Origin of the sequence: Neobacillus soli NBRC 102451 (assembly GCF_001591665.1) — a bacterium.
Lineage (GTDB): Bacteria > Bacillota > Bacilli > Bacillales > Cytobacillaceae > Neobacillus > Neobacillus soli.
Window position 1 is genome coordinate 1 of record NZ_BCVI01000048.1, and the last position, 19,205, is coordinate 19,205.

Annotated in this window: 24 protein-coding genes; 21 read left to right on the plus strand and 3 right to left on the minus strand. The window is 37.9% G+C overall.

Annotated elements, in window-relative coordinates:
* Nucleotides 1-269 precede the first annotated feature (269 nt).
* Complete coding sequence (locus BSO02S_RS16520; RefSeq protein WP_066069710.1) at nt 270-746, plus strand: CarD family transcriptional regulator; 477 nt, start codon at nt 270-272, stop codon at nt 744-746.
* 1,231 nt (nt 747-1,977) lie between these two features.
* Here the strand turns inward: BSO02S_RS16520 and BSO02S_RS16525 are convergent.
* Nucleotides 1,978-2,178 carry a hypothetical protein gene (locus BSO02S_RS16525; RefSeq protein WP_066069711.1) on the minus strand — a complete coding sequence of 67 codons (201 nt, stop codon included), beginning with the start codon at nt 2,176-2,178 and terminating at the stop codon, nt 1,978-1,980.
* Nucleotides 2,179-2,468: 290 nt separating this feature from the next.
* On the opposite strand from BSO02S_RS16525, the gene BSO02S_RS16530 reads away from it, so the two are divergent.
* Nucleotides 2,469-2,972 carry a GntR family transcriptional regulator gene (locus tag BSO02S_RS16530; RefSeq protein WP_235846939.1) on the plus strand — a complete coding sequence of 168 codons (504 nt, stop codon included), beginning with the start codon at nt 2,469-2,471 and terminating at the stop codon, nt 2,970-2,972.
* Nucleotides 2,973-3,015: 43 nt separating this feature from the next.
* Nucleotides 3,016-3,240 carry a GntR family transcriptional regulator gene (locus BSO02S_RS28030; RefSeq protein ID WP_235846940.1) on the plus strand — a complete coding sequence of 75 codons (225 nt, stop codon included), beginning with the start codon at nt 3,016-3,018 and terminating at the stop codon, nt 3,238-3,240.
* 448 nt (nt 3,241-3,688) lie between these two features.
* On the opposite strand, the gene BSO02S_RS26435 is transcribed toward BSO02S_RS28030, so the two are convergent.
* The gene (locus BSO02S_RS26435) at nt 3,689-3,997 is read right to left on the minus strand and encodes an IclR family transcriptional regulator (protein ID WP_084375058.1); all 309 of its coding nucleotides are present in this window, start codon (nt 3,995-3,997) and stop codon (nt 3,689-3,691) included.
* Nucleotides 3,967-4,461: an IclR family transcriptional regulator gene (locus BSO02S_RS16535; protein ID WP_066069712.1), complete on the minus strand. Its 495-nt coding sequence runs from the start codon at nt 4,459-4,461 to the stop codon at nt 3,967-3,969. Before BSO02S_RS16535 ends, BSO02S_RS26435 begins: the two co-directional genes overlap by 31 nt.
* A 235-nt stretch (nt 4,462-4,696) precedes the next feature.
* Between BSO02S_RS16535 and BSO02S_RS16540 the strand changes: the two genes are divergently transcribed.
* The 18 genes from BSO02S_RS16540 (at nt 4,697) to BSO02S_RS28505 (ending at nt 19,028) form a co-directional block, all read left to right on the plus strand.
* The gene (locus tag BSO02S_RS16540) at nt 4,697-5,689 is read left to right on the plus strand and encodes a catechol 2,3-dioxygenase (protein WP_066069715.1); all 993 of its coding nucleotides are present in this window, start codon (nt 4,697-4,699) and stop codon (nt 5,687-5,689) included.
* A 33-nt stretch (nt 5,690-5,722) separates the two neighbouring features.
* Nucleotides 5,723-6,634, plus strand: coding sequence for an acetaldehyde dehydrogenase (acetylating) (locus tag BSO02S_RS16545; protein ID WP_084375059.1), 912 nt, complete (start codon nt 5,723-5,725; stop codon nt 6,632-6,634).
* Nucleotides 6,631-7,644, plus strand: coding sequence for a 4-hydroxy-2-oxovalerate aldolase (dmpG, locus tag BSO02S_RS16550; protein ID WP_066069719.1), 1,014 nt, complete (start codon nt 6,631-6,633; stop codon nt 7,642-7,644). The genes BSO02S_RS16545 and dmpG overlap by 4 nt, the downstream gene beginning before the upstream one ends.
* Nucleotides 7,645-7,668: 24 nt before the next feature.
* Nucleotides 7,669-8,448, plus strand: coding sequence for a 2-keto-4-pentenoate hydratase (locus BSO02S_RS16555; protein ID WP_066069722.1), 780 nt, complete (start codon nt 7,669-7,671; stop codon nt 8,446-8,448).
* Between the two features lie 22 nt (nt 8,449-8,470).
* Nucleotides 8,471-9,262, plus strand: coding sequence for a 2-keto-4-pentenoate hydratase (locus BSO02S_RS16560; RefSeq protein WP_066069725.1), 792 nt, complete (start codon nt 8,471-8,473; stop codon nt 9,260-9,262).
* A gap of 27 nt (nt 9,263-9,289) precedes the next feature.
* Complete coding sequence (locus BSO02S_RS16565) at nt 9,290-9,490, plus strand: tautomerase family protein (protein WP_066069728.1); 201 nt, start codon at nt 9,290-9,292, stop codon at nt 9,488-9,490.
* Nucleotides 9,487-10,959: an aldehyde dehydrogenase gene (locus BSO02S_RS16570; protein ID WP_066069731.1), complete on the plus strand. Its 1,473-nt coding sequence runs from the start codon at nt 9,487-9,489 to the stop codon at nt 10,957-10,959. Before BSO02S_RS16565 ends, BSO02S_RS16570 begins: the two co-directional genes overlap by 4 nt.
* A 170-nt stretch (nt 10,960-11,129) precedes the next feature.
* The gene (locus tag BSO02S_RS16575) at nt 11,130-12,260 is read left to right on the plus strand and encodes an IS110 family transposase (RefSeq protein ID WP_235846941.1); all 1,131 of its coding nucleotides are present in this window, start codon (nt 11,130-11,132) and stop codon (nt 12,258-12,260) included.
* A gap of 795 nt (nt 12,261-13,055) precedes the next feature.
* Nucleotides 13,056-13,574 (plus strand): arsinothricin resistance N-acetyltransferase ArsN1 family A, encoded by a 519-nt coding sequence (locus BSO02S_RS16580; RefSeq protein WP_066069734.1) that lies wholly within the window; start codon nt 13,056-13,058, stop codon nt 13,572-13,574.
* 15 nt (nt 13,575-13,589) lie between these two features.
* Nucleotides 13,590-13,796: a hypothetical protein gene (locus BSO02S_RS16585; protein WP_066069736.1), complete on the plus strand. Its 207-nt coding sequence runs from the start codon at nt 13,590-13,592 to the stop codon at nt 13,794-13,796.
* 50 nt (nt 13,797-13,846) lie between these two features.
* Nucleotides 13,847-14,296, plus strand: a complete 450-nt coding sequence (locus BSO02S_RS16590; RefSeq protein WP_066069739.1) for a MarR family winged helix-turn-helix transcriptional regulator — start codon at nt 13,847-13,849, stop codon at nt 14,294-14,296.
* A 176-nt stretch (nt 14,297-14,472) separates the two neighbouring features.
* On the plus strand, nt 14,473-14,964 hold the full coding sequence (locus BSO02S_RS16595) for an ArsI/CadI family heavy metal resistance metalloenzyme (protein ID WP_066069742.1): 492 nt from the start codon (nt 14,473-14,475) through the stop codon (nt 14,962-14,964).
* Nucleotides 14,965-15,188: 224 nt separating this feature from the next.
* A complete protein-coding gene (locus BSO02S_RS16600; RefSeq protein WP_066069919.1) occupies nt 15,189-15,467 on the plus strand; it encodes an ArsR/SmtB family transcription factor in 279 nt (92 codons plus the stop codon).
* 90 nt (nt 15,468-15,557) lie between these two features.
* Complete coding sequence (locus BSO02S_RS16605) at nt 15,558-16,220, plus strand: MIP/aquaporin family protein (RefSeq protein ID WP_066069745.1); 663 nt, start codon at nt 15,558-15,560, stop codon at nt 16,218-16,220.
* Nucleotides 16,213-16,632 (plus strand): arsenate reductase (thioredoxin), encoded by a 420-nt coding sequence (arsC, locus tag BSO02S_RS16610; protein WP_066069748.1) that lies wholly within the window; start codon nt 16,213-16,215, stop codon nt 16,630-16,632. The genes BSO02S_RS16605 and arsC overlap by 8 nt, the downstream gene beginning before the upstream one ends.
* A 91-nt stretch (nt 16,633-16,723) precedes the next feature.
* Nucleotides 16,724-17,086: an arsenite efflux transporter metallochaperone ArsD gene (arsD, locus tag BSO02S_RS16615; protein ID WP_066069750.1), complete on the plus strand. Its 363-nt coding sequence runs from the start codon at nt 16,724-16,726 to the stop codon at nt 17,084-17,086.
* 23 nt (nt 17,087-17,109) lie between these two features.
* Nucleotides 17,110-18,876, plus strand: coding sequence for an arsenical pump-driving ATPase (gene arsA / locus BSO02S_RS16620; RefSeq protein ID WP_066069753.1), 1,767 nt, complete (start codon nt 17,110-17,112; stop codon nt 18,874-18,876).
* A gap of 14 nt (nt 18,877-18,890) precedes the next feature.
* Nucleotides 18,891-19,028: a hypothetical protein gene (locus BSO02S_RS28505; protein WP_342351997.1), complete on the plus strand. Its 138-nt coding sequence runs from the start codon at nt 18,891-18,893 to the stop codon at nt 19,026-19,028.
* Nucleotides 19,029-19,205 lie beyond the last annotated feature (177 nt).

Genomic DNA, 19,205 nt, shown 5'->3' on the forward strand with positions numbered 1-19,205 from the left:
GTGTGCGATTGCTGAACAAGGCAGTCGCTTTTTGTGTTATTTGAGCAGGAAGGTTTTATATAGAATAATAATATAAAGGTTAGTAGAGGTTTCAGAATATACGCGGGAAAATTAACCTTCCGTTTATTGGTAATCCAACACGATTCCTATTGTTTTTGCTTTTTCTAATTTTTAAAGAAAAAGTAGTTGACACTGAAAATAAATTTATGGTATTATTAAAAATTTGATAAAAAATAATATATATGTTAAGGTTAAGAAGGTTACCATATATGGAGGTGGATTATTTGTTTCAAATTGGCGATAACATTGTTTATCCAATGCACGGAGTAGGTATAATTAAAGCCATAGAAGAAAAGGAAATCTCAGGGGAAAAACAACAGTATTATGTCATAAAAATGTTAATCGGTAATATGCAAGTCATGATTCCTACGGGTAAAATATTGAGTTCAAGTATACGCCCTGTTACTGACATAATTGCATTAAAACACATCATAAACATTTTTCATCATGGGGAATCAGATAGATTACTGCCGTGGAAACAAAGGTATAAAGTGAACACGGACAAAATAAAAACGGGTAAAATACAAGAATGTACTGAAGTTGTACGTGATTTAATGCGTATGAAGATAGAAAAAGCACTTAATTCAAGCGAAAAAAAAATGTTAGATAAAGCACATGAATTTTTGATTAGTGAACTGGGATTAATTAAAGGGATTACTGATAATCAAATAAAAAGTTTCTGTTAGGCTAATTTAAGATAATGTATTACATCACCCGAAAATATCCTGAATTTTTTGGGAATATGTTTATTATCAAAAGTAAATCTTTTCAAAGACATTCAACTTCTCCAACTCACCTTTAGAGCATTAACCTCATTTGTTATTTCTACAATCTAATCCATTTTTATTATTTAAATTTCTTTTACGAACGTTTGAAGTTTCATCAAGTAACTCGATAAAATAGTCACTTGATTTTTGCTATCCTGATTCACACTGGCACGGACAAGGAACCGTAAGGATGAAAGAGAGGTAGGGCTTTCATTGTTTTAGGTATACAATATATTATTTCTAGAAGAAAAAACAATCAATTTCACCTCTATCTTTAAAATTTTTTTACATCTACTGAGACAGTGAATAGTAATTGTTTATCTTCTTTACGTAAAAGAGAAAAACGAATTGGTAACACCATATGGTCAACTACAAAAATGGTTTCCAGACAGGAAACCATTTTTTATTTTATTTACATAACAATAGTAAAGATTACTGGTGATGGTTTTAAATCCTTTGATGAAGGGTAACGCGTACAATTTGATATTCTAAAAGGACAACGTGGCTCTCAGGCAGAAAACGTTTCTAAAATTTAATTGATCTCCTACCCCTTTGTAAATATGAACTCTAATCATAGGGGGGGACCAAGCATAATTACCGCGTTGTACTTGAGTATACTTTTATCATTTCCTTTTACTTCAATGTTTCCCCGAATAATGGGACGAGGTCCCTTGTCCCATGAGACTACTTGTCCAATACTCTATCCCTAGCAACTTTTCTCGAACGAGTAAGTTGCCATCTAGAAGAACAAAGGAACCACCCACTCTACATAAGAAGATACTATAAAAAGGTCCCGTATTAATAGTTCCAATTGTAGCTTTTTCTTGTTCCTGTTAAAGGAGATATTATTGATGACCCAGATTTTGATTCAAGATTTCATAATGGATATGAGGTTGTAAAAGTTACCCTAAATTATGAGACAAATGAATGCTATGTATCTCTACATGCACTTGCAATTGAATTAGAGGAAATTAGTATCATTGACTATATAGAAAAATTGTAGCACATGAATGGCGTATTGTTTCAAAAGAAGAATTATTAACCTGCCTTTTTAGGCTCTGTTAAATTTTAATGTTGATTATTGCACAATAAATTTAAGGAGCCTTAATAATTGGGGTTTCTTCAATGTCTAAATAACTAACGCTCCCGTTTAAACACTCTTTTTAAAAATACGTTTCAAATCAAAAAAACCAATCGTTCCACAAATTAACCCCCCTGCTGACAATAACGCAGGTATAAGCCAATTATCTCCCCAACTTACAACAACACTATATAGGCAACCTATAGCAACAGCTAATGAGGCATATTTTGTTCGCCATCTTTCAAGTTTAGAAGTCGTTTTATTGCGCAAATTTTGTTCCTCCTTACTGGTAAAAGTTAATTGAATAAGGACTACACCTTGAATTTTGACAGTCTCAAACTATCATATGTGTCCGTCATTTCAAATACAAGTATCAAATATCAACATCTTACTTTAACAGAGTCTACTTTTAAAAGAGGGTCTAGTGTTTAAAAATATTAACAGTAATGAGAGTCAATTTTTCTGTACATGGAGCATTCTCTTTTCATTTGACAATTCATAATTGGGTTGCAAAATGAAAGAAGAATCCTTTTTTATTGGTACGAAAGGAAATATAAAAAATGAATAATAAACCAAAAGTAGAGAATGAAAAAAATGATTCTCTAAACGAAACAAGTTTGGATAAAGAAGCTCGTTTTTTTATTGATAATCTGAAAGAATATGATGAATACCGTTTGCCACAGCGGGCATATCACATTATCCGTCTTGCGATCCGTGATTTAATTCTTCCTCCAGGGAAAACCATATTGGAGAGAGAAATGGCTGAAGTGTTACAAATGAGCCGAACTCCTGTAAGAGAAGCGCTCGTGCGTTTGGAGACGGAGGGCATGGTGCGAATTATTCCTAGGCGAGGATTCTTTGTAGAACCGATCGAGAGAGAGGATCTCAAAAAAATTTATGATACTGTAGAAACACTTGATGGACTTGCCGTAAGTCTTGCTACAGCAAGGGTTGGCGAAGTAGAGATTGAGCAACTTGAATCCTTAATTGAACTACAGGAAGAGGTGCTTGAGCAAAAGAATTTAAAAAGTGGGCAATTTAGGACGATTAATTCCATCATTTGATTATTCAGTTTGCGGACAATAAACGACTTAATGCCGTTACGATATGCACTCTGACCAATTACATCGTGCCAGATTATTTACAATCAATCAGCGCCCGGTCCTTACCAAATCAATCATAGAACATAAAGCCATCATTTCCTGTATGAAAACAAAAGAAGGGGCAGCTGCCCGTTTGGTGATGCAGTCCCACAGAAGTCGTGCCCAAAAAGAAATTTTAGTTGCCCTTGATAAGATATACGATATGGAGACAGGAGAACGACATACATAAAGCCAGTATCCTTTTCAAACTGATACAGAAAGTCTTATTTTTCGTTTTGATCATTCAGGAAAGGTACATAGTGAAGTAAAATAATACAAAGGCTGTTCTCTATTGTAATGAAAATATGAATATGGAGGACAGCCTAATTTCTATTTAGCTTCAGCCGAACTATGATCCCAATTACGGACCCCATCTTCACATATAGGCTCACCTCAAAATGGTTGTTGTTTTCATGGATTCGCTTATTAGAGCCGAAGATTCGCCCATTGGAACCATAAAATCGCCCATTGGAACCATAAAATCGCTCATTGAATCAAAAATTCACCCCATTGGATTGAAAAATCACTCAAATGACCATCCAATTCACCGTTTGAATCCCCAAATTCACCAATAGAACTTCAAAAAATACCTAAAGTACCGGGGGACTGACCCTTTTTTGCTTTTTCGAGAATTAAAATCATCTTTTCCAATAACCCAGCCTCTCAGAAATTAAATCTCCGGAACGGATTAATTCACTAGCAAAATAGTATATCCGCTGTTTCGAGAAACGAGAACTTGGTCCGACTAGATTGATAGCGGCAATGACTTTACCAGTATGATCTCTTACTGGTGCAGATACGGAGGTCACTCCTAAATTGAATTCTTCATCACTGACTGAATATCCTTGATTTATTATGGTTTTCAACTCTTGGCGAAAAACATCTGGATCTGTAATGGTATGAAGAGTTAAAGAAACTAGTCCACTTCGCGTAACAAGATCAACAATGTAGCTGCCACTGTGGCAAGCAGGAGTTTACCAGAGCTCGTGCAGTGAGCATAATTATGAAATCCTAAGTGCGATGGTAATTTATAAGAGTTTTTACTCTCTGCTTTGCATAAATAGACAACTTGGCTATTTTCTAAGATTGCGAGATGTGCTGTTTCCCCATATTTATTTGCTAAATTTGTGAGTACCGGAAGTGTTTCAGTATGGAGATCGATGTTGCCGAGGACAATTGAGCTCAATTCTACAACAGATAAGCCCAATTCATATTTATTGGTTTCGATATTTTTTTGAACTAATCCTTCGGTGGCAAGTGTTGCAAGAATTCTTTGGACACTGCTTTTTCCTAATCCAAGCTCAGCAGCAAGTTCACGCACTCCTTTTTGTGGTTGGTCCATTTTAAAAGAACGTAAAATTCTGATCGCATTTTTTACTGAAGAGAGTAACTTTTCTTGTTCTTGAATCATTTTTTCCTCCGATTATTAAAAAATCAAAAAATATTTAGAAAGTGTCCCTTATAAAGGGACAATCGTGTTGAAGGTGTAATTCATAGGCATTATGATATAAACACACACTAGGTTTTAGACCATTTAGAAAATAGTGGTGGCGTATATTATGTAAACGTTATCATTATTCAGCATATTTCGTCAATATAGGCTGTTTTGTTTTACAGAAAAAGATGGATCTAGGGAGGAACGGAACATGACAAATTTTTTTAAGGAACCAATTTTTGATGTGGCACAATTAGCACACCTGGAGATTCTTTCTCCGAAACTTGAACAGTCCGTTGAATTTTTCACACGGTTTTTAGGGATGGAAGTAACTGCTCGTTCTGGTCAATCTGTTTATCTTCGTGCTTATGAGGATTTTTATCACAATACCTTAATTATTACTGAGGCAAAAGAAGCGGGAGTAGGACATGTCGCCTGGCGTGCAACTTCCCCTCAAGCTCTTCAACGGCGAGTGGAGGAAATTGAAAAGACTGGATTGGGCAAAGGTTGGATCGAGGGAGATATCGGCCATGGAGTGGCCTACCAGTTTATGACACCAGATGGTCATTTAATGGAAATTTTATGGGATGTCGAGTATTACAAAGTACCTGATGAGCAAAGGTCAAAACTATTAAATCGTCCATCAAAACGGCCAGATCGTGGTGTACCAGTTCGTCGTCTCGATCATATTAATTTAATGACTTCGAATCCAGGAAAAGACACTGACTTTTTGATAGATACATTAGGCTTTCGGTTAAGAGAGCAAATTCAAGATAACGGCCATGTACTTGGAAGTTGGTTAAGCGTTTCTAATCTCGTTCATGAAATTGCCTATATGCAAGAGCCTAATGGAGTAAAAGGGAAGCTCCATCATCTTTGCTACTGGTATGGAATACCCCAAAATCTTTATGATATTGCTGATTTGCTTAAAGATCATGGTGTTTTCGTTGAAGTCCCTCCGAATAAGCATGGAATCAGCCAAGCTTTCTGTATGTATGTAATTGAACCAGGCGGAAACAGAATCGAATTGTTCGGAGATGCTGGCTATATTATTACCGACCCAGCATGGAAGCCAGTCGTGTGGGAGATGAAGGATGTACCTGGCAACGGGGATACTTGGATTGGTACCGATTTCCCTGTATCTTGGTGGACGCAAGGTACACCGATTACATCTCCAAAGCCTGTTGAAATAGTAAAACCTTAATTCATAGCATACTAGAAAGTGGGGTGAGAGGTCTTGTCTAAAATAAAGGCTGCGATTTTAGGTTCAGGAAATATTGGAACAGACCTAATGTACAAAATTTTAAAAAATGAAGGCAATATGGAGTTAGCTTTGGTGGCAGGTATTGACCCAGATTCAGAAGGACTGGCAAGAGCTCAGGCGAAGGGAATTCGTACGAGCCATCACGGAATTGCTGCGATCTTGGAAGACCCAGAGATTAAGATTGTCTTTGATGCGACAAGCGCAAAAGCACATAAGTTGAATGCCCAATCACTACGTGTGAAGGGGAAATTAGCGATTGACATGACCCCTGCGGCAATCGGACCGTTTGTTGTGCCAACCGTAAATATGAAGGAACATATTGAATCCATGAATGTCAACTTGATTTCATGTGGAGGCCAGGCAACTACTCCGCTTGTTCACGCAGTCAATCGTGTTGTACCAGTTCACTATGCTGAAGTCATTACTACCGCAGCCAGTGTTTCGATTGGCCCGGGAACAAGGCAAAATGTAGATGAATTTGTTCGAACGACTGCGAATGCTGTTCAACAAGTGGGCGGAGCTAAACTAGCGAGGGCGATTCCGGTGTTTAATCCGGCAGAACCACCAATTAATATGACCAATTCTGTTTATGCAGTCATTAAAGAAGAGTTTGATGAAGGAGCTGTCATTTCATCTGTTCAATCGATTGTAGCCGAGATTTCAAGTTATGTTCCAGGCTACAGATTAAAGGGAATACCATTTATTGATTACCGTGAAACACCTTGGGGACGGTTACCAACCGTCGTGATCATGAATGAGGTTGCAGGGGATGGAGACTTTTTCCCTACCTATGCGGGGAATTTGGATATTATGACAGCATCAGCGTATAAAGTGGGAGATTTATATGCTGCACATTTTCTCGGATCTAAGGAGGTGAGCCGATGAAGATTCCTAGACTTACAGATACAACACTAAGAGATGGCGACCACGCTGTTAGCCATAGTTACACCCCAGAAATGGTACGGACAATTGTACGAAATTTAGATGAAGCAGGTGTACGTATCATCGAAGTTAGCCACGGTTCTGGCTTGAACGGGTCGACGATTCAGCAGGGGTTTTCGACACATTCTGAATTTGATTTGATTAAAGTGGCTGTAGAAACAGCGAAACAAGCAAAAATTGCTTCCTTATTCGTTCCAGGAATTGGAACGAGCGATGAATTAAGAGAGGCTGCAGAAATAGGCATTTCTGTCATCCGGATCGCCGTTCATTGTACCGAAGCAGATGTAACGGAGCAGTATTTCAGACTCGCGAAAGAATTAGGGCTTGAGGCAGTTGGCTTTTTGATGATGTCTCATACTCAACCAGCAAACGTGCTGGTTGAGCAGGCGAAGCTGATGGAATCATATGGTGCTGATTGCGTCTATGTGGTCGATTCTGCAGGGGCACTTGTTCAAAGTGGTGTGAGGGAAAGGGTTTCTGCTCTAAAAGAAGCGTTAACTATCGAAGTTGGTTTTCACGCTCATAATAATCTAGGCTTAGCAATAGGCAATACAATGACAGCGCTTGAAGCTGGAGCAGACCAAATTGATGGCACCCTTAGGGGACTAGGGGCTGGAGCAGGGAATGCACCATCTGAAGTACTAGTGGCTGTACTAAATAAAATGAACCTTGATACAGGTATAAATCTTTCCATTTTAATGGATGTCGCGGAGGAAGTAGTGGCTCCGTTGATGGAGACGCCAATCGTGATCGACCGTGACAACTTATCTAGCGGATATGCAGGAGTGTATAACAGCTTTTTATTACATGTTAGGCATGCAGCCGAGAAGTTCGGTGTAAAGGCTTCAGAAATTATGGAGGAATTGGGTAAAAGGAATGCAGTTGCTGGTCAAGAAGACTGGATTTTAGATGTGGCAGTCGAACTAGCAGAGAAAAAAGGGTTAAAGGTTTAGTGGTCGTAAGAGGAGGAATTAAATGTGACAATCGTTCTAGAAGCTGCTAGCCGCTTATTGGAAGCCGAGGAAACGAAGAAGGTCATTGAACCATTAACGGTTTCCTATCCAGGGATTACAGTGGATGAAGCCTACTATACCCAATTAGAGATCATCCGAAGAAAAGTTGAGAATGGTGGAGTCATTGTCGGGAAAAAAATTGGGGCAACAAGCAAAGCCATTCAAAATATGTTTGGTGTCAACCAGCCTGATTATGGTCATTTATTGGCTGATATGATGGTTGTCGAAGGTGAAACGATTTCACTTGATCAATATATTCAACCAAAAGTGGAGTTTGAGATTGCTTTTATTTTGAAAAAGGATTTAAAAGGTCCGAATGTTTCCATACTGGATGTTATTGAAGCTACGGATTATATCGTTCCAGCGATAGAAGTAATTGATAGCCGTATTGATGATTGGCGGATTAAATTTGAAGACACGGTCGCAGACAATGGTTCCTCCGCCGCTGCCATTATTGGAGGAAAGCCGACAAAGCTTGAAGGAGTGGATCTTACCCATATCGGAATGGTGGCTTATCGAAATGGAGAAATGATAGATTCCGGCGCAGGTGCAGCCGTCCTTGGAAATCCGCTTCGTTCCGTTGCATGGCTAGCCAATTCCTTAGGGAAATACGATGTGGCCTTAAAAGCGGGGGAAATCGTTCTTTCAGGGGCTTTAACAAGTGCAATCGAAGTGAAGGAAAATGACACGTTTACTGCTGAGTTTGCTCATATTGGTTCAGTGACTGCTTCCTTTAAACGATAAAAATAGAAACTAGGTGACAAACATGATAAAGACTGATGTGATTGATCAAATAGCTTTTGAACTATACGAGGCGGAAAAACAGAAAAAGTCGGTTAATAAATTTGTTGAAGCTTATCCTGAATTGGATGAAACATTAGCCTACCAGGTACAAGAACGATTAATTGCCATGAAATGCAAGGAAGAGAACACAAAAAGAATCGGTCGAAAACTTGGCTTAACGAGTAAGGCAAAACAAGTAATGATGGGTGTTCATGAACCATCTTACGGGGTATTGCTAGAAAGTATGCAACTGTTTGAAGGGGAACGCATTTCGCTTGCACCGTTTATTCATGCAAAACTCGAGCCTGAAATTGCCTTTATTTTTAATAAGGAAGTAAAAGGTCCGAATGTAACCGTAGCAGATGTACTGGCTGCAACAGAATATATAGCTCCTGCAGTTGAAATCATTGACAGCAGGTTCCAAGGTTTTAGCTTTACACTGCCAGATGCCGTTGCCGATAATTCCTCTTCTTCCCGTTTTATTATTGGAGAAAGATTCTATTCACCGAAAAATTTGGATTTGAAATTAATGGGTATGGTCTTCAAGCAAAACGGGGAAGTCGTAGCTACGGGTGCTGGTGCAGCTGTAATGGGGCATCCAGCGAGGGCGATTGCATGGCTAGCAAATAGATTGTATAAGGTTGGACAGAGCATTCAACCAGGGGAAGTGGTGTTAAGTGGTTCCCTATCAGCGGCAATTAAGATTGAAGCGGGTGACCTTTTTTCAGCAAGCTTTGATGGGATTGGTTCCGTAGAGGCTGTATTTTCTGAATAAACAACAAGGCGAAGGGAGAGAGTTTTTATGCCATTTATTCAGATTAATATTCTTAAAGGCAGATCGCCTGAAAAGAAAGAACGATTGATTAGAGAAGTTTCCGACTTAGTTTCTGATGTGTTAGAATCTCCCGTTCAAAATGTGCGTGTGATGATCCATGAAGTAGAACCTGAACATTGGGGAATCGCGGGAGAATCTGTTAAAAAAAGAAGTGAGGTTTCAAAATGACAAACGTCCAAACCGGAGTAAGACATGTTGGTTTATATATAAACGGTGAATATGTCCAAGCAGGCAATGGGGCAACTTTTGATGTGAAAAATCCTGCTACTCAAGAAATCATTGCTAAAGTAAGTGAAGCAACAGAAGCAGATGTAGATAAAGCCTGTCTTGTTGCAAGGGATGCTTTTGAAAATGGCCCTTGGCGGACGATGACCGTAGCAGAGCGCTGTGCAAAACTTCGTCGCATGGCTGAAATTATCCTTGAGCGGAAAGAAGAAATTGCTCGACTAGACGCTACAGATGTTGGGAAACCATTTCACTCTGCCGTTCAACACGAAGTTCCTCGCGCAGCAAACAACATCAAGTTCTTTGCAGATTTCATGGAAGGACTAGGCGGGGAAACGTATCCGATGGAAGATGAATATCTGAACTATACACGTTACGAACCAGTTGGGGTTGCAGCTCTCATTACACCATGGAATGTTCCTTTCATGCTGACAACCTGGAAGCTAGGCCCATGTCTTGCTGCAGGGAACACAGCGGTGATTAAGCCGGCGGAAATGACCCCGCTATCTGTGTCTTTACTTGGTGAAATTGCGAATGAAGCAGGAATTCCAGACGGCGTTGTGAATGTTGTTCATGGTCTTGGCGGGGTTGTAGGAAATGCCCTCACGACTCATCCTGAAGTAGATCTTATATCGTTCACAGGTTCTACTGCTACAGCGAAACGAATTATGAAGAGCGGTGCGGATACGTTGAAAAAGGTTTCTTTCGAATTAGGGGGGAAAGCTGCAAATATCGTGTTTGAAGATGCGAATCTTGATAAAGCCATCCCCGTTTCGATTCAAGCTGCCTTTATGAATTCTGGGCAAATATGTCTTGCGGGTTCAAGAATTTTAGTCCAACGCTCTATCTTCGATGAATTTCTAGCAAGATTTAAGAAAGCGGCAATGGAACTAAAAGTGGGGGACCCACAGGATGTAGCGACAAAAATGGGTCCAGTCGTTAGTGAAGAGCATTATAAAAAGGTAACAAGTTATCTTGAGATTGCAAAAGAAGAAAATGCGACCTTGATCTGTGGAGGAAAGCGACCAGAACTGCCTGAATATTTACATAATGGTTATTATTTAGAACCAACCGTGTATGTTCAGGAAAATTCAAAATCGCGGATTTGCCAAGAAGAAATTTTTGGACCAATCGTAACGATTATCCCATTTGATACAGAAGAGGATGCATTAAGAATTGCAAACGATACTGATTATGGCTTGAATGGTGTCGTCTGGACGGAAAATCTACAACGTGCTCACAGAATTTCCCATTCTGTACGGGCAGGTACGATTTGGGTAAACTGCTGGTTTGTTCGAGATTTACGTGCTCCATTTGGCGGATTTAAGAAGAGCGGAATTGGTCGTGAAGGCGGTCATCACAGCATGGAATTCTTTTCTGAAGCGAAAAATATTTGTATTGCATTGAAGTAGTTTCTTAACAAAAAAGGATAGAGGGAACCGGCGTATGGCTTAAATGGACCTTGGTGCCTAGTATAGTAAATAGGTCAAATAAATAGAAAAAGGCCACCGTTTTCATTGTAAAATGGAAGTACCTATCACAGAACTTCTAATTTTACTACCCTACCAAGGAGTTGAAAACGATGGCATATTCATTATTTAACCATATTCAAGGTAAAAGTGGAAGTCGATGGGCAGAGTTTATACGAGAAACAGGGACTGAAAATTTGTTGATGGTGGCGATTGATGCAGCGAAATTCACACAAAAAGCACTAATTGGTACGTTTTATGGGGATATTCTAGTAAAACCTTTTGAGTTTGATGCGTCTATGACTGGTTTTGAATACCTTAAAAAGGTCATTCATTCGGAGAAGGAAAAATACAAACTTAAAGAGGTAGTAGTGGGTATTGAAACTACTGGGCATTATTACGAGGATCTTGTTCGACGATGCCATTCAAATGGGTATCATGTTAGAACCTTGAATGCAGCCACTACAGCCCAGGAAAGGCAAGCTCCTTTAAATTGGTCTAAGACAGATAATTTAGACCTGATGGCCATTCTTCAATCAATGATTCATGGCCGGGGGACGTCAAATGAGCTATCTTCAGGTGCCGTTCTTACACTACAAAAGCTTACACGAGCTCGTCGAGAGTTGGTGGGTGAACGAACAACAACGCAAAATCTTATTCGTATGCACATGGATCATATCTTTAGGGAATTTCAAGGAAAAAGCGTATGGGAGAACGGAAAACGTAAGCATGTTCAACCATTTAGTAAGTTATTTGGAAAGGCACCTCTTTATTTCATGCGGCACTATCCGCATCCAACTGATATTTTGACACTTGGAGAGAAAGGATTACGTGAATTATCTATCCGTGAAAATCTTAAATTACGGGATAGTACGGTTCAAATTCTATTAGAATTTGCTCAAAACTCCATTTCTCAACCAAAAGAGTTCGTAGATGGAGACATCTTTCTCTTATCTCAAAAGCTGGATCGTTTAGAGTTGTTGAATAATCAAATCAATGTCTTAGAACATAAGATTGAAGATTTATTCGTTGAAACGGAGGGAGCTGTTATCCTTAGCGTTCCAGGGATTGGTGTAGTGACGAGTGCTGAATTATACGCAGAAATGGGGGATATCTCTGATTTCGAACATGCGGGGCAATTAATCAAGATGGCAGGGACAAACCCTATTGTGAAACAATCGGGCGGAAAAAACCTTCGTACTTTTGTATTAGTAAACAGGGTAGAAGGACATTCAGAAACATAGCCTACCAGGTAGGAAAATCTCTAGCTGTTAATAATCCCGAAATGAAAATAAGATATTTAGCCTTAAAAGACCGTGGAAAGCATCCCCGTCAAGCATATGTAGCCTTAGGAAACCGAATGATTCGGTTGGCCTTTTCAATGATTCGAAATTGCACATTATATCGTACCGATCAAGAGAATTATGTATTAGTAAGTGAGATAAGTAAAAAGCTTAGAGCCCCTAATGTAAAACGATTTTATGAATTACATGTCTCTTCAAAACTTTGTCTATCAGCTTAATTTAAAGTTAAATTAATTATTTGTTCATAAATTGATTAAGTATTTATTTTTGATGAAAATAGGGCTCCTCTAGGGCGTTAGATCACATTGTATTGGGTGTCTGAGGCTTTAGACCTCGTGGGTCAGCATTATGGATCTTGTCCTACAAATACGAATAATACGTGAAAATCAAAGTTTATATTTGCTAGGTGGTATCACTGTAGGATGAAAAACGCAAGATCCCTTCACGTTCTAGAGGAGCCCTATTATATAGTTCTGTGGTAGTTGAACTTCTAAAAAATGGATATAGGAAGTTCTACTTAAGTTCGGCCTTTTTTATAAAATATTTACTCTTGACTTAATTGCCATTATACGCTGACCCCCAGCGTGTTAATGCTTTAACGCAGCGGGGGTCAGGCACCGATTTAACGCCTTGAAGGGAAGCCCTTAAGGCGTAAATGTTAGTGAAGAAGAAAGATGAAAATTACTTGCAAATTGCAATTTAATATTTTATATTTATTAATAATAAAAAGTTGTGATGTTAGGGGTGATATTATTGGTGTTAATTCGAGAAGCAGTAATACAAGATTTAGAATCAATTCTGAACATATACAATCAAGGTATCGAAGACAGAATAGCCACTTTGGAATCTGAACCAAAAGATTTTCTCTACATAAAAGAGTGGTTTGAACAACACAAAGGACGATTTAAAGTTATTGTTGCTGAACAAGAAGGGCAGCTTTTAGGATGGTCCTCATTAAATCTTTATAATAACCGATGTGCATATGCAGGAGTCGCAGATTTATCAGTATACATTGCTAGAGAGTACAGAGGGAAGGGCATTGGAAGTTTGTTATTAACAGAAATTGAGATGTTTGCAAAAGGAAATGATTTTCATAAAATAGTCCTTTTTACATTTCCGTTCAATAAGCTTGGTCAAGGCTTATATCTAAAGAATGGATATCGTGAGGTCGGCATATTTAAAAATCAGGGTATTCTTGATGGAAAGTATGTGGATGTTATGGTAATGGAGAAGTTAATCGTTCAATTTAAGTAAAGGTGGTGGTGATTTGTGACAGTAAATCATTCAGGTGTTCTCTCTGTTGATTATTTTGAAGCTTACTTCAAGCTTGTAATTTTATCAAGGAACTATGATATTGTGCAGGCAAATGTATTTATGACGCAGAACTTTTTTAAAGGCGATTTACTGATATACGGTAAGGAGACGTATCATAGTTTTGTAACAGCATATCAAAATTTAAAAAATAATTTGAAGTAATAGTTGCATTTTGCAAATTATTTCGTATAATAAGAAAGAGGTGAGAAATATTGGAAAATATTCGTGAATTATTTCAAGTAATGACACGACGCTTTGGTCTTTTAAATAAAAATTGCTGCAGTGCAGGCGGTTGCGATATTTCCCTCATTCAAAGTCATATCCTTTATGAGATTGACCATCAGCATAAACCTTCAATGCAGCAAATTGCAGACCCATTAGGTACGGACATTACAACATTTAGCCGTCAGGTACAATCATTAGTGAAAATGAATTTGGTAAAAAAAACACCAGATCCAGATGATAGACGATTCAGTATTCTATCCCTAACAACAGAGGGAAAATTTATTGCAACAACGATCGACCAACAAATGAACGCTTTTCTGAATGAAGTTTTTTCTCATATGAACGAGTTTGAGAAAGAAACAGTCATTCGGTCCATTAAGTTGTTAAATAATGCGATGGCAAAATCTAACGTATGCTGTGGGACTATTTCGGGGTAATATCCCCATTTTTAATACTTGCAAAATACAAGTAAAGGGAGGGTTTGAATGACTAAAGTATGGAATGCAATTGTTATTGGCGATGTAATGTAAAAATGGAAGAAGTAAAAGAAAATAAAAAAGAATAGATTGTTACTAGTAATACTAAATTTGATTTTAAATATGGAGGGATTACAATGAAAATGCATGTGGGAGTTAATGTAACTAATTTAAAAGAATCCATCGAATTCTACAAAAAAGTCTTTGATGCAGAGCCGGTTAAAGTAAAATCGGATTATGCGAAGTTTTTGCTTGATGACCCTGGATTGAATTTCACCCTAAATTTAAAAGATCAAGTATCAGGAAATCAAATTGGACATTTTGGTTTTCAAGTGAATAGCTTAGAGGATGTTCTTAAACATAAAGAACGCTTAGAAAAGTTTGGCTTTTTCGCCCGTGAAGAAATGGATGTAACTTGTTGTTATGCAACCCAAGATAAATTTTGGGTAGCTGATCCAAACGGAAATGAGTGGGAATTTTTCTATACAAAAACGGATGTAGAAGAAATGCATAACAACGACTCAATTTGTTGTAAATCTACAGTTGAACAAAAAGATGAACAAATGAATGCTTCATGTTGTACACCAAATGTGCAAAGAGTAGAACTTGTTGTTGATTCCTCAAAGTGACGCTCTAAGATTTCATGTTTCCCCTTAAGGCCTTCTTATCTTTTTAAGAGGGCCTTTTAGTTTGAAAAAAGATAAAAAGATCAATTCCTAAGTTTAAAATAATCTCTTTAATGTTTTACAAAAAATTAATAAAATACAACTTGCAATTAATATATAAGTGGAATATTATATAAGTAAATAATTATACAGTAAGGAGGAAATCTTATTTGAAGAATATAGAATTGATGGCGAAACAGTTAAAAGCTGTGAGTGATCCTAATCGTTTAAAACTGTTGGCTTGTCTAAAAAAAGGGGAAGTATGTGCTTGTGATTTTGTTGATGTGTTAAATATTTCTCAACCAGCTGTCAGTCAACAATTGAAAAAGTTAAAAGAAGCTGGAATTATTGTCGATAGACCAGCAGGAACATGGAAGCATTATCGATTAAATGAAATGCAACAACCGTATATTCAGGCTATTATTGACCATTTGGATGAGATTTCATTCCAACGCTGCGACTGTTAAACGCTTGTAATGCTTTTTTAGTCAAGATGTAAGAGGTATAGATAGATCCTGTTTTGTGTCAGGAATTTCATCATCAAGGGGATTAAAACAATGAAAGAAAAGATCATCAGTGAATTTTTTGGAACCTATTTCCTTGTTTTTGCAGGGACAGGTGCAGTAGTAATAGATACTATGACGAAAAGTTTAACACATGTTGGCGTAGCCATTACATTCGGGCTGGTCGTAATGGCATTAATTTACACGTTTGGTCACATCTCAGGTGCACATTTTAACCCCGCAGTTACCATTGGATTTTTAATTCATAAGGATATAACAAAAATTGAAGCCGTGTATTATATTGTTACACAAATTATTGCAGGGATTGCAGCTAGTCTCACCTTATTTTCATTATTTGGAAATGTGGCGTCTTTAGGTGCTACGCTGCCAAATGGTACATGGGCACAATCGTTTGTTTTAGAATTCATCCTTACATTTTTCTTAATGTTTGTTATTTTTGGAGCAGCTGTTCATGGTAAAGCAGCAAAATCCTTTGCAGGAATAGCAATTGGTGCAACAGTGGGATTAGAAGCGATGTTTGGTGGACCAATTAGTGGTGCCTCGATGAATCCAGCTAGATCGATTGGTCCTGCGATTGTATCAGGAACATTTCAACATTTATGGGTGTATATTATCGCGACTATTTTAGGAGCTATGTGCGCAGCAATCATTTATAAATTACTAGACGATACAAAAAGGAGCGAGCAACATGTATAAAAAAACAATTTATTTCCTATGCACAGGAAATTCATGTCGTAGCCAAATGGCAGAAGGTTGGGCAAAGAAATATTTAAATGATGAGTGGGAAGTACGCAGTGCGGGTATTGAAGCACACGGGTTGAACCCCAATGCTGTAAAGGCGATGAAAGAAGCTGGAATTGATATTTCAAATCATACTTCTGATATTATTGATGCTGTATATTTAAACAACGCAGATTTAGTTGTCACGCTATGTGGTGACGCTGCTGACAAATGCCCAATTACCCCACCAAAAGTAAAACGAGGGCATTGGGGATTTGATGACCCAGCAAAAGCACAAGGAACAGATGAGGAAAAATGGGCATTCTTTCAGCGTGTCCGTGATGAAATAGGAGATAGAATCAAACGGTTTGGTGAAACAGGAGAATAATACAACCAATAACCAAGAGTCATTCTTTTGGTTATTCTTTAAAGAAATAAATAAGCAAATGCTTATTTAATAATATATTGGAGGTATTAACATGAATAAGGTTGAGATTTTTGACCCTGCAATGTGTTGTTCAACAGGGGTTTGCGGTCCAAGTGTCGATCCAGAGTTAACGAGAGTGGCATCTGCTGTTTATTCGTTAGAGAAAAAAGGACTTAATATTAAACGATACCAATTAACATCAAATCCTGATAAATTCGCTGAAAACGACGAAATAATTCGTGTATTTAAGGAAAAAGGTCCCGATGCCTTGCCAGTTGTTTTAGTCAATGATAAGTGTGTTAAAGTGGGGAATTATCCGACCAATGAAGAATTCGGAGCATGGTTTGAAGTAAAGGAAGAGGAGCTAAATGATAAGCCAAAAGTACGACTTTCTATCAATTTAAACCAACTATAACACTTTTGGAAGAAGGAAGAATCATGTATCCATTATTCAGTCCAAATTATGTTCAGACTCAATTTTTATTCTTAACTGGAAAAGGTGGAGTAGGAAAAACATCAACAGCATGTGCTACAGCAGTCGCATTAGCTGACAGTGGAAAAAAAGTGTTATTGATTAGTACAGATCCTGCTTCCAACCTACAAGATGTTTTTGGAATCGAATTAACCAGCAGACCAAAAGCAGTTCCTGCTGTTGAAAATTTATTTGCGAGTAATATTGATCCTGAAAGCTCAGCTAAAGCTTATCGTGAAAGTGTTGTTGGTCCTTATCGCGGAGTATTTCCAGAAGCAGTTGTTGCAACAATGGAAGAGCAATTATCAGGTGCTTGCACAGTAGAAATTGCCGCATTCGATGAATTTACTGGTTTTCTTACCAATAGTGAGATCGTGAATCTTTATGACCATATTATTTTTGATACAGCCCCAACAGGTCATACATTACGCCTTTTGCAGCTTCCTACTGCTTGGAATGGATTTTTAGAAGAAAGTACACATGGTGCGTCATGCTTAGGTCCTTTATCTGGATTAGTGGATAAAAAAGAGCTTTATTCAAAAGCTGTATCTGCCCTTTCTAATCCAGATGAAACTACTTTAATACTAGTATCAAGACCAGATGGTTCATCCCTTTTAGAGGCAGACCGTGCTTCTAAAGAGCTTAAGGGGATCGGTATCAAAAACCAAATGCTCATTATTAATGGACTTCTTCAGCAACACAATGAGGATGATGAAGTATCATCGGCTTTTTATCATCGTCAACGAGATGCATTAACACTAATGCCGGAAAATTTAAAAGTGACCATTAAGTACTCGTTACCGTATGTTTCTTATTCTTTAACAGGTGTAGAAAATCTGCGGAATCTATTTAGACCTTACGAGATTTCTCCAACCGAGTCGTCCTTAGAAAATCAATCAATAAATCTTCCAGGATTAAAAGATGTTATTAATGATTTTTCAGCTAACAAAACTAAGCTAATTTTTACAATGGGGAAAGGTGGAGTTGGAAAAACAACAGTCGCATCTGCTATTGCTGTTGGTCTAGTTGAAAAAGGACATCGTGTTCATTTAACTACAACCGATCCTGCTGCCCACCTTGACTATCAATTCCAAAATGAACAACTGAATCAAAACTTAACGATTAGTTGTGTTAATCCAAAGGTAGAAGTCGAAAAATATAAAGCGGATGTAATAGCCAAATCAAGTAAGGACTTAGATGAAGCTGGTCTAGCTTATTTAGTAGAGGATTTAGAATCACCTTGTACAGAAGAAATTGCCGTTTTTCAAGCTTTTGCTGAAGTAGTAGCTAAATCAGAAAATGAAATTGTCGTCATTGATACAGCTCCTACAGGGCATACATTACTATTATTAGATGCATCCCGGTCTTATAGTAGAGAAATTGAAAGGTCAACAGGTGAAGTGCCAGAAAATGCAAAAAAACTACTGCCCCAAATTCGAAATCCAAAAGAAACAGCCGTGGTTATTGTCACACTTGCGGAAGCGACACCTGTATTAGAGGCATCCAGATTACAAGACGATCTAAGACGAGCTAGTATTATTCCGCAATGGTGGGTAATTAATCAAAGTTTATTTGGAACAAATACGAACGATCCTATTTTAAAAGGAAAAGCGATGGCTGAAAAGGAATGGATTCAAGAAGTAAATGAAAACAAAGCTGAGAAGTGTGCTATTATTCCTTGGTTTCATGAAGAAAAGGTTGGATATGAGATGCTTAAAGATTATATAAATTAAAGGAGGAACAATAAATGAAAATTACTGATGGAGCGAAACAACTATTAGAAAGTTTTTTAAATGAAAAGGGAGCAGAAGGAATTCGTCTATATTCGGTTGCTGGCTGCTGCGGACCACAATTTGCGATGTCTTTAGACACACCAAATCATTAATGGAATTAAAGTAGCATTCGATTCACAAATGACAGGAACGGACGAATTAACATTAGATAAAGAAGAAAACCAAGATGGACAAGGATTGGTTCTATTAGGTTCTAATAGCTGTTGTTAATTAAAAAAGGTCTCATGCGTTAATTCAGCGACTAAGGAAATTTAATGGAATGAACCCAT

Excerpts from the sequence above, each read along its gene's own strand:
- BSO02S_RS16520 (WP_066069710.1), top strand. The coding sequence starts at position 270 with ATGGAGGTGGATTATTTGTTTCAAATTGGCGATAACATTGTTTATCCA.
- BSO02S_RS16530 (WP_235846939.1), top strand. The coding sequence starts at position 2,469 with ATGAATAATAAACCAAAAGTAGAGAATGAAAAAAATGATTCTCTAAAC.
- BSO02S_RS28030 (WP_235846940.1), top strand. The coding sequence starts at position 3,016 with ATGCACTCTGACCAATTACATCGTGCCAGATTATTTACAATCAATCAG.
- BSO02S_RS16535 (WP_066069712.1), bottom strand. The coding sequence starts at position 4,461 with ATGATTCAAGAACAAGAAAAGTTACTCTCTTCAGTAAAAAATGCGATC.
- BSO02S_RS16540 (WP_066069715.1), top strand. The coding sequence starts at position 4,697 with ATGACAAATTTTTTTAAGGAACCAATTTTTGATGTGGCACAATTAGCA.
- dmpG (WP_066069719.1), top strand. The coding sequence starts at position 6,631 with ATGAAGATTCCTAGACTTACAGATACAACACTAAGAGATGGCGACCAC.
- BSO02S_RS16560 (WP_066069725.1), top strand. The coding sequence starts at position 8,471 with ATGATAAAGACTGATGTGATTGATCAAATAGCTTTTGAACTATACGAG.
- BSO02S_RS16565 (WP_066069728.1), top strand. The coding sequence starts at position 9,290 with ATGCCATTTATTCAGATTAATATTCTTAAAGGCAGATCGCCTGAAAAG.
- BSO02S_RS16570 (WP_066069731.1), top strand. The coding sequence starts at position 9,487 with ATGACAAACGTCCAAACCGGAGTAAGACATGTTGGTTTATATATAAAC.
- BSO02S_RS16575 (WP_235846941.1), top strand. The coding sequence starts at position 11,130 with ATGGCATATTCATTATTTAACCATATTCAAGGTAAAAGTGGAAGTCGA.
- BSO02S_RS16580 (WP_066069734.1), top strand. The coding sequence starts at position 13,056 with ATGTTAGGGGTGATATTATTGGTGTTAATTCGAGAAGCAGTAATACAA.
- BSO02S_RS16595 (WP_066069742.1), top strand. The coding sequence starts at position 14,473 with ATGAAAATGCATGTGGGAGTTAATGTAACTAATTTAAAAGAATCCATC.
- BSO02S_RS16600 (WP_066069919.1), top strand. The coding sequence starts at position 15,189 with ATGGCGAAACAGTTAAAAGCTGTGAGTGATCCTAATCGTTTAAAACTG.
- BSO02S_RS16605 (WP_066069745.1), top strand. The coding sequence starts at position 15,558 with ATGAAAGAAAAGATCATCAGTGAATTTTTTGGAACCTATTTCCTTGTT.
- arsC (WP_066069748.1), top strand. The coding sequence starts at position 16,213 with ATGTATAAAAAAACAATTTATTTCCTATGCACAGGAAATTCATGTCGT.
- arsD (WP_066069750.1), top strand. The coding sequence starts at position 16,724 with ATGAATAAGGTTGAGATTTTTGACCCTGCAATGTGTTGTTCAACAGGG.
- arsA (WP_066069753.1), top strand. The coding sequence starts at position 17,110 with ATGTATCCATTATTCAGTCCAAATTATGTTCAGACTCAATTTTTATTC.
- BSO02S_RS28505 (WP_342351997.1), top strand. The coding sequence starts at position 18,891 with ATGAAAATTACTGATGGAGCGAAACAACTATTAGAAAGTTTTTTAAAT.